The 9,545-nt window shown below is 30.0% G+C and carries 5 protein-coding genes and 1 pseudogene; 3 read left to right on the top strand and 3 right to left on the bottom strand.

Annotated features, from left to right (window positions below; translation table 11 throughout):
- Nucleotides 1-996 precede the first annotated feature (996 nt).
- Complete coding sequence (locus AC6CH4_RS25235) at nucleotides 997-1,485, top strand: hypothetical protein (RefSeq protein WP_498107972.1); 489 nt, start codon at nucleotides 997-999, stop codon at nucleotides 1,483-1,485.
- Between the two features lie 253 nt (nucleotides 1,486-1,738).
- Here AC6CH4_RS25235 and AC6CH4_RS25230 read toward each other — a convergent pair whose 3' ends face one another.
- Entirely contained in the window at nucleotides 1,739-1,960 is a 222-nt protein-coding gene (locus AC6CH4_RS25230) for a hypothetical protein (RefSeq protein WP_498107970.1), read from the bottom strand.
- A 658-nt stretch (nucleotides 1,961-2,618) separates the two neighbouring features.
- Between AC6CH4_RS25230 and AC6CH4_RS25225 the strand changes: the two are divergent.
- A pseudogene (locus AC6CH4_RS25225) lies at nucleotides 2,619-2,975 on the top strand (IS1-like element transposase); the annotation flags it as partial.
- A gap of 133 nt (nucleotides 2,976-3,108) precedes the next feature.
- Here the strand turns inward: AC6CH4_RS25225 and AC6CH4_RS25220 are convergent.
- Nucleotides 3,109-3,297: a hypothetical protein gene (locus AC6CH4_RS25220; protein WP_498107968.1), complete on the bottom strand. Its 189-nt coding sequence runs from the start codon at nucleotides 3,295-3,297 to the stop codon at nucleotides 3,109-3,111.
- 2,048 nt (nucleotides 3,298-5,345) lie between these two features.
- Between AC6CH4_RS25220 and AC6CH4_RS25215 the strand changes: the two genes are divergently transcribed.
- Entirely contained in the window at nucleotides 5,346-5,594 is a 249-nt protein-coding gene (locus AC6CH4_RS25215) for a hypothetical protein (protein WP_498107966.1), read from the top strand.
- A gap of 749 nt (nucleotides 5,595-6,343) precedes the next feature.
- Here AC6CH4_RS25215 and AC6CH4_RS25210 read toward each other — a convergent pair.
- A complete protein-coding gene (locus AC6CH4_RS25210; protein WP_498107964.1) occupies nucleotides 6,344-8,998 on the bottom strand; it encodes a TonB-dependent receptor in 2,655 nt (884 codons plus the stop codon).
- Nucleotides 8,999-9,545: the final 547 nt, after the last annotated feature.

Raw genomic sequence — 9,545 nt, 5'->3', positions numbered from 1 at the left:
GATCTCCTTTTTATTTAATACTCCATATTTATTGTTTTTTTTTAAAGCATAATATCAGTATAAATTATTTGATAGTTAACTGAGTTTGTTGTTTTGCATCTTTATTATTTTCTTAAAACAACCATACAAACAACTTAAAACATTTAAAATAAGCATTATAAAAAAAAACATTCTACACGTGTACTCTTGTGTAGGTATTTTCTCTATATATAATGGTTTCTTAATTATTTTTGAAGCTATTAATACAATTGGAATTCATACGGTAGGAATTCATTTTTTTTATTTTTTTTTAAGTTAAAGATGCTCCGCAATGAGCATCTTTTTTATTACTAATTTCTTTATTAACTAATTATATTTATTAAAAAAAACATTAAGTACAATTTAAAAGGATTATTTTCTTGTATAGCTTTAGTCATGTTTAGCAGTGAAGGTGATTCATCATCCGATACCAAGATAACAAGTCAAGAGAAAAAAATAATTGAGGCAAAAGAATGGTTTGATAACTACAAGTTAAAACAAGAATTTCATCCGACATTTAATAACATTGATTATTACTGGAAAAATGCCACTGTCACTCAATTGGAAAACAATTCCCACGTAATGTTTATTTATAGCTGCTTTTCAGTATTATCTATATTTGTAAATAACATAATATGGATGGATGGAAACGCTTCTAAAATTTAGAGACTCTATTTGTATTTGAACAATACTCAAACAAAAACAATTTCCAAGCAACTCTAATTAAATAATACCAATTGATAAAGAGCACTTTATTATCGTTATAATTTACGAACTATTATTTATGGAACTGCAAAAATTTGTCACTTTATTACTGGTATATCCTACATTGTTATTTTCACAAAATTCAAATCATAAGATTATCTTTTAGATTCATTGTGGGCAGAAAGCAAAACAGAAGATTAGAATTATTGAAGAGTATTACTCCACGAAAGAAATTTATATTACTAAAGATTTTATAAGTGAGAAGTTCTACAGATGATCGGGTCAACATTGGATAAGGATAATATAAAAGAAGAAGGACAATTTATCTATTACTACGAAAACGGAAACAAACAACTCACTGTTAGTTATTCGAATGGAATAAAAATTGAAAAACAATTTAATTGGTCCGAAAATGGAAAAACAAAATCTGAGATAGAATATTTTAAAAGTAAAAAAGGATTACCAAATTGTAAAATTCTTAATTACTGGAATTTTCAAAATGAACAGAAGATAAAAGCTGGAAACGGTAATTACCAATATCAAGATAAGGATTATCAGGAAGGTGGAAAAATAAAAGATGGTTTTAAAGAAGGTATCTGGAAAGGAAGGTTATATAACTATACTTTTATTGAAAACTATAAGGAGGGTAACTTAATTTCCGGGGTAAGGGTAGATGGTTTAAATGTAGAGCATTCCTATACTATTATAAAACAAAATCCTTCACCTGAAAAAGGCATGAATTCCTTTTATAGATATGTTTAAAACACAATTTCAAGGAATATGCCAATAGATATGAGAAACAAAAATTACTATTTCTTTTAACAGTAGATGCAGAAGGAAAATTAGTTTATTTGCCACCATTACAAGAGTTTGGTTTTGGAATTGAAGTCATAATTAACATGATAGAAAATGCAAAAAGATGGAATCCCAGACTTGAACGGGGATTCCAGTAGAGGCTGTTTTTTCATTGCCAATAACAATATTACTAGGCACTACAATTGTTAAATTTTCTAATTTAATAAGATGATTTTTTCAGTACTTTCTTTGTAAGAATAAAAATATTTTTAAGGGAAGTTTTACTCTCCATCTCTACCGTACCGTGTACTATTTTAATATCTTCTAAAATGGCGTTTTGTTTAGCGCTTTCTTTATTTTCTTCAAAATTATTCTCACAGCTAACCATGACCAAAGCCATACAAACAAATAATACCTTTAAAATTTTTAACTTTTCTTTCATATTTTATGGGTTATTTAATTACAATAAAATAAACTTGGTTAAAAATCTGACCTAATAAAAGTAAAATCATCTTAATAAAAAAGATGCCCACTCACAGGCATCTTTTAACAAAATCACAAACTGAATTTGAAAGCCATTTCTAATTCAATCTCTACTATTTAAACATGTTTCAAAATTAATCAATAAGCAGTAAGAGGCAAAGAAAAGCACTACACAACTATACATGTGTAAGCAAATTATACTCAACTTATTTATTTCTAATTATTTGAATTTGTTTTTTTTTTGATAATGAGTAGAAAAAAAATAATTAAGTGGTGAAAAGTCCTTATTTATTTCCGATTTCTGCTTTTATAAGTGGTAATTTTCTTTTCATTTTGATCCTCGATGCATCAAGCAAGTCATAAATCCAAATTAAGTTAAGGAAACATGTTTTTTTAACCTGAAAAGTAAAATTCCTCAAGAGCTTCCATTTCAGCATAATGTTGGCACAAACTTTTAACCCAAACTAGCAAAGTTGTAGAACTCTACAAACGGAGGCTAAAAACTATTTTAAAAGAAATAAAATCAAACTAAGTTATTGAACAAAGACAGAGAAGTGTGCATAACGGTTTTTTCTCGTTCTTCAAAAAAACGGTAGTGTTTCAGAGTTAGTGATGGTATAAATTGTCCAAGATGTAGCGAGAAAAAGGTTATTAAAAATGGGAGAACTAAAAACAACAGTACTATTGCAAAATTTGCTTTTACCGTTTTATAGAAAATTATACATATCAAGCCTATACATCATATATCAATCAGAACAGTATTCAATTAACAAAAGAAGGTCTAGAAATACGAAGCACAGCAAGAATATTAAAAATATAAGCCACAACATTACTGAAGGATTGTTTCAATTGCGAAGAATATTGCCAAGCCAATTATCAGAAGCAAAATGATATTTACGGACAGATTGAAAAACTACAGATATCTGATTGATGAGAAATTACATTCTGTAAAAGATTTTGGCACTAATAGCGTTGTTTACGGTCCTTTATTTCCCTTTGCATCCCATTCACCTGAACTTACTTTAGCAATCAGTATCATAAGGATAAAATAAATGGGTAAATCGTTATTGTATTTAATGATCAAACATTAATAAAACATATAAAACTTTAGTCCGACACTTCCGTCACAGCTTTTCCACCCATCGTTTCTTTTACAAGGTGGTCCATAAATGAAGCAAAAGGTTCAATATTCTGATTTATAATTGCACTTTCTTCCAATGTCTTTATATAATTATCCCTTCTTTTTACAGGGATTACCACCCAAGGATATCTTCCACAGGTCGGCATGGTGTTCATTAAATTCTAAACAAATATTCAAAACCTACAAGGTGCCACCTTTTTTAGGGAGGTTTACGAAGTCACATTTTCAAAGAATATAAAGTTTGGATTATGGGTGATACTGGGTTCAAAGTGTCAAAAATGCTTAAAAAAAAATTACTTAAATCAAATTTAATACATGGTGTAACTATCATTCTATACGAAGAATCACAATTGATGAAAACTTATTGCAATATTTTCACTCCGTTTAATGATATTGTAAATATTTTCTTAACTTTCTTATTTCTCCCATATTCTACAAAATAAATAGAATCATTTTTAATTGTATACTCGTTAGTATAATAAGATCTTTTTTCAATATCAATTATTTTATATTTTGTTGCATAATGTATTTTACACGAAAAGAAAAGAATGACAGAAAGTGTAGTGAAAAGAAATTGTACTTTGTTTTTCATTATTATATTACGTATTTCATTTGATTTTGCAAAAAAAGTAATAATATAATCAAGTGATCAAATAATCAATACACACAAATACGCATAACCACAAAATTTATTTACCAGGCCTGTTTTTAAAGAATTTTACAAAACAACACCAAAAAATTGTATACTTATTCAGATACCAAACTACACGAACGAGGTGGTTTTCAAGATATTTAAAAAGTCTAAGACGAAAGGGCGTTTTTTTTTTAAGATCGAAAAGGACCGTTACAAATACTTCCCTTTACTGTATTTAATAACTGAGCTTACTTTATTTCTATAAAATCGATTTTAGTCTTTATTCGTGAAATTCTAAAACTTTACAGTGGGGGTTAAAAGTTTTTTTTACCATCTTCAAATTAAAAAGGTAACCTCGGCCAAATCTCCTAACAAATAAAGATTTTCTATGGTGATTTTATTGACAGTAGTCGACATCTTGGACATGATAAATTTGGCCCTATGACAAATGTTGTCCAAGCCCCTAAATCGTAAAACTATGACTCAAAACCCACATTATATCAATACCATTGCCAGGAAAAAACTCGACGCAGGGTTCATTTTTTTGCAGACAATAGCCCTTTCCTCCTGGAACTATACCTGAAAATGATTCTGAAATGAAAGATCATTTAAGGGAAGTGCTTTTCCGATTGGAAAACCCAGTTCTCTAACTTAATTTTAGACTATGAACAGGCAAAAAAGGCATCACCAAGCTAAATGAGCAGAGAATTGACTTTGATCAAAATGGAATTGCAAATCAATAACATATTATTTGTCAGGTAATTTGTATTTATTTTCTACTCATTTTCAGACAAAAGCAATATAGTAAATAATTTAAAACAAATAAGTTATATAAAAATTTACTTACACGTGTATTAATGTGTTGTGTTTTTTCCTACATAATGTTGTTTTTTGTTTAGTTTTGAAACAGTTTATGTTACCTTAGAATTCCCACGTTTGGAATTCAAGTTTTTATCGTTTGGAGTAAAAAGATGTCCAGCAATGGACATCTTTTTTTCATTATAGAAATTTCCCCGCACTTAAAGATAGAATCATTTTACCAACCCATTCCTTCATAACAAATAAACCATTATGCATTCCCTAATGGTCGTGGAAGTGGCAGAGGAGGAACTGCGGTGGTCGTTAAAAGATTGATGATGATTTTTTTGATAAAGAGTTAAAAAAGGTTCTTAATGACTTGAAAAGAACTGATACCGGTCCAAACAATATGATTATCCAATTTTCGGGAAAATTGTCTTGTGATTATAGTTGGACTCTGGAACCTGGAAAAACACGTCCTGATTGCCCTGCTGACACAAAACCATTTAATACCACAAGATGTTTAACAACTATCTTTGATATACAGTCCAAGTGCTACTGATTTATCGTGGGCGAGAACAATGATGCATTAGGCGGTTCATCCTTATTTATCAACTCAATATTATAGTAAATACAGCAACGCTTATCAAGCTGAATATGCCTGTACTATTAAAGCAGGGGTTGCTGATAATTACAAGAATTTAATTATACAACAGCACGGGAATATTGCCATAGGCTTGGTGAGATCATTTGGGTGGGCTTTAAAAATACATGGAATCAGTCAAGAATATAAACTACCTAAAACAATTCTACGAAGACGTGGCGTGGGGTGGTCTTTTACAAACTGATGATTTTGCTAATTTGCTTAAGGCGGACAGAATAAGAATATCAAATAGAATTAATATCGAGCTGACAGGATTAGATGATCTGGGAAATAAAAACCCACAAAAAAGTTTTAAAAAAAAGGCTCTTAATTGGCTTAGTATCTTTAGATATACACAAGGACTTATGAATATTTAGAAGTATTTTATTAAATTTAGGAATAAAATATAATCCAAATGAAAATATGGGTCCATTTCATTATTGTCTGCTTTGTTTATTTTAGCTGGATGCTATTTTTAACAGGATAGTTTCTTCCACATATAATAAAGGAGTATATACAGTGACTACAGGCAAAGTTGAGTTAAAAAGCCTGGACGGCAGTGTAACTATTCCTGAGCATGTTTTTGATTTAAAAACAGGCAAACCGCTAAGAGATGCACTTGCAATTGATGGTTGCTTTACATTTGTAACAACGTCCGAATCAGAATACTTTTTTAGAAATAAAAATTAGAACGTAACTCGTTTTATTTGGAGGTGGCTGCTTTTCCATATCTAATGTTGTAGATGGAATTTATTGATCTCTCTAATCAAAGAGAAGTGACCCATTAATGTTTATTTTAGACACCGATCAAAAATCTTCCGGTGATTGTACTACTGGTTGGACTCATGATCAAATGCAAAAAGGCCCAATAAATTAAAATCGTTTTGTTTTAAATTACTTTGTCTATTCTATGGATGATATTCTACAACAGAACAGTTCCTTTTTCAACTAACAATAAAGATATCTCCTAAATTTTTCATGTATTTACTTGTTTTTAAAAATAATTAGTACTTAATCAAGGATTAAAAATTTAACTAAAAAAGGGAAGAAATAAAATATATTTCTTCCCTTTTTTAGAAGTAAAACATGATATTAATTCTAACTTATTTAAGATATCATATTTTAGTTAGAACTTATAATTTAATGATAAATTTAACATCGTTCCCAATTGGCTAAAATGTGATCCATCATATGTTGTTTGTGAATAACGTCCATTGAAGGTGATTAAATTAGTTTGTTTTTTAACTTGTGCAGGATCTGATAATAATAGAGCTCCTTTTTCATTTTCAGCTTTAAATTCCCACTCTGGTAATATATTTAAAATATTATTTATATTAAACATTAAGGTTAATTTGTCTGTTGCATTAAAATTTATCCCTAAATCTGTTACAATTTTTGGTATAAATTCCGTACTTAAATCAGTACTTAAACCTCTTTGGTGAAAAGTCGATTTTCCAAAATAAGTGTTATTAAGAGAAAAAAGAAGCCTGCCAATTTCATAACTCGTACCCAAAATCCATTTTGTCTTCGGTCGTGAGGTAAACATTAATGCTTCAATGTCAGATCCAATATAAGCATTCTTAATCTCCGAGATCCTTTCATTTTTAAAAGTGACATTTCCAGAGAGATTAAAACCTAATTTTCCTGATCCTAAACCTATCTGATTATAATTCATTACAACATCTAATCCCGAAGTTCTTGAGTCAAATGAATTAGCAAACCAACTTACAGTTCCAAATTGTGTTTGCGTTTCATCACTTAAAACAATTCTGTCATCAACTTTAATATCATAATAATCTAAAGTAAAGCTAAAATTCCTTAATGGTTTGGCGCCAAGTCCAATGGTTATGTTGGTTGATTTCTCGGCATCTAATTGAGGAATTTCTAATTGACGTGCTTGTGGGGAAACATTATTAACAATACCACTTATTTGCACTCCCTGACCAGGAACAAAAGAGTATTGTGATTTTTGAGTATAAATTTGATGCAATGTTGGAGCTCTAAAACCCGTAGATATTGATCCTCTAAAAGTAATTTTGTCATTTAAAATTTTATATCTTGAACTTAGTTTCCATACTGTTGCATTACCAAAATCACTATAATCTTCATATCGGGCTGTACCATTTACTAAAAAATCCTTAGTTAAATCATATGAAATATCTAAATAAACACCCAAATTATATCGGTTCCATTTACCTGAATCTTCAGGTCGGTTACCGGCAAACGAATCTGCTCCTAGGCCGTCCCAAGAAGCTTTGTCTCCTTCAATAATTTCAAATGTCTCCGTTCTGAATTCTGATCCAAAGCCAAAACTTAAACTATTTGTCAAGCTTTTTGATATATCTACATTGCCCACAATATGACTAAAAGAAGTACCTCCCGGTTTAAAATCAATTGGGCTGTTTTCACGATAAATATATACTCCGTTTGCATCTACTAAATCTGATGCATTTTGTGAATTATCCACATTGTAAGCCTGACTATTTCCTCCCGTTGTAATACTCATATCTGTAATCCAGCCATTTTTTGTCGTTTTAAAACCTATTGTGGCATTATAATCATTTAGATCTCCTACAAATGTTGGACCATAACCATCATAAGAAGGATTGTTATAATTGCCGTTACCAAAAAAATTATTTAAGTAGGGATAATCCTTAAGTGTTTTCCAGTAAGGAGTTCTATAGTTAGCAAAAGAGTTCACTTTCTTGTATACATAAGCCGCATTATAATATAATTGAGTTTCATCACTTATATCATTTCCTCCATTTATCAGAAATTTTGCGGCAAAATTCTCTGGAGCACCATTTATATTTCTTGCATCAGGGTATTTGTTAAGAAAAGACTGGACATCTGAAAATGATGCACCAAAATCATTTGCCTCACCATCGGCATCTACCTTTCCAGGCCTATTTGCAAGTTTTACCGAAGAAAAATCTATAGTATAATTTAAAAAGCCCTTATAACCAATGGTTGTACCATTATTCATACTGACACCAAACATTTGCCCATCACCTTGTGAAGTTATCCCACTCCTTAAAGTCACAGATCCAGTATTATTTTTCTTTTTAAGAATAATATTCATCACTCCGGCAATGGCATCTGATCCATATTGTGCTGACGCCCCGTCGCGAAGGATTTCCACCCTCTCTATAGCATCTGTAGGAATAGCAGAAATATCAGCACCTGTTTCTCCACGACCCGGTGATGCCTGCACATAAAGTAAAGAACTAAGATTTTTGCGTTTTCCGTTAATAAGTATCAATGTTCTACTTGGTCCCATATTTCGTATTTCATAAGGATCAAGTAAGGATGTAGCATCATTTACAGGAGTCTGAACTGTATTAAAAGATGGGATTTTATATTGCAAAGCTTTATCAAAGGACGTTTGCCCAGTTGAAGTCAAATCCTTGGATGACAAAATATCAATTGGTAAAGCAGTTGTTGTATTACTTCTGGGGGCTGTTCTGGTACCAGTTACAACTACTTCATCCAAATTTTGACCTCCTTCTTCAGACAATAAAATATCAATCACCAAACTATTGACTACCTTTGATACCTCTTTATATCCAACATAACTAAAAGTCAATAAACTTCCTTCCTTAACTTTTATTTTATATGTACCATCTATATCCGTAACAACACTATTTGAAGTTCCTTTTTCCACAATATTAACGCCAGGTAAAGTATTCCCCAAATGGTCCCTGACGGTTCCCGATATATCCTTTTGCGCAAAGAGAAATGTAACTTGAAATAAAAAAAGCAATAGTGTGTGTGTTTTCATAATAGATTATTTAACATTATTTATTAAAATTCAGAAAATCCTTGAAAACATGATTTAATTTGTTTAGTAATATTATTAATCATCTTAAACTTTCAGTTAAAAACAAATTAATTCTGAGAATAAATTATAATGTTCAAATGATTTTTAATAAATAATCAAGTCTTATTAAGGAATTACAAAAGAAGCAGGTAATCATTTTAAATAAAAATATTACATAACGCACATCTACACGTGTAAGGAAAATTTTACACAAAACACTTAACAGCAATAAATTAGAACAATAGTCTAGTCTAAAATGAGCGTAATAAAGGGAAAATACAATCAAAAAAATGCTGTTTTAAGATTAAAAATTTTAAATTATAATTTTATCTAAATAAAAGCCATGAGTTTCCTTAGATATATTGTATGAATTTTTAATGACAAATGAATTGATACAAATCAAAGAAGATTATTTTGCATTAACAGATTAAACCTCTTTTTCATTTTTGCATAATTTTAAATTTTATTTCATTTTGAAAAAAGCCAACTGAACATACATTTTCAATCA

The sequence above is a fragment of the Flavobacterium sp. GQ95 genome (assembly GCF_059758655.1).
The sequence above is the reverse complement of the archived record's forward strand: the minus strand, read 5'-3'. Positions and strand labels throughout refer to the sequence as shown.

Bases quoted from the DNA above. Each gene is read 5' to 3' on its own strand.
- AC6CH4_RS25235 (WP_498107972.1), top strand. From the start codon at position 997: ATGATCGGGTCAACATTGGATAAGGATAATATAAAAGAAGAAGGACAA.
- AC6CH4_RS25230 (WP_498107970.1), bottom strand. From the start codon at position 1,960: ATGAAAGAAAAGTTAAAAATTTTAAAGGTATTATTTGTTTGTATGGCT.
- AC6CH4_RS25220 (WP_498107968.1), bottom strand. From the start codon at position 3,297: ATGAACACCATGCCGACCTGTGGAAGATATCCTTGGGTGGTAATCCCT.
- AC6CH4_RS25215 (WP_498107966.1), top strand. From the start codon at position 5,346: ATGGAATCAGTCAAGAATATAAACTACCTAAAACAATTCTACGAAGAC.
- AC6CH4_RS25210 (WP_498107964.1), bottom strand. From the start codon at position 8,998: ATGAAAACACACACACTATTGCTTTTTTTATTTCAAGTTACATTTCTC.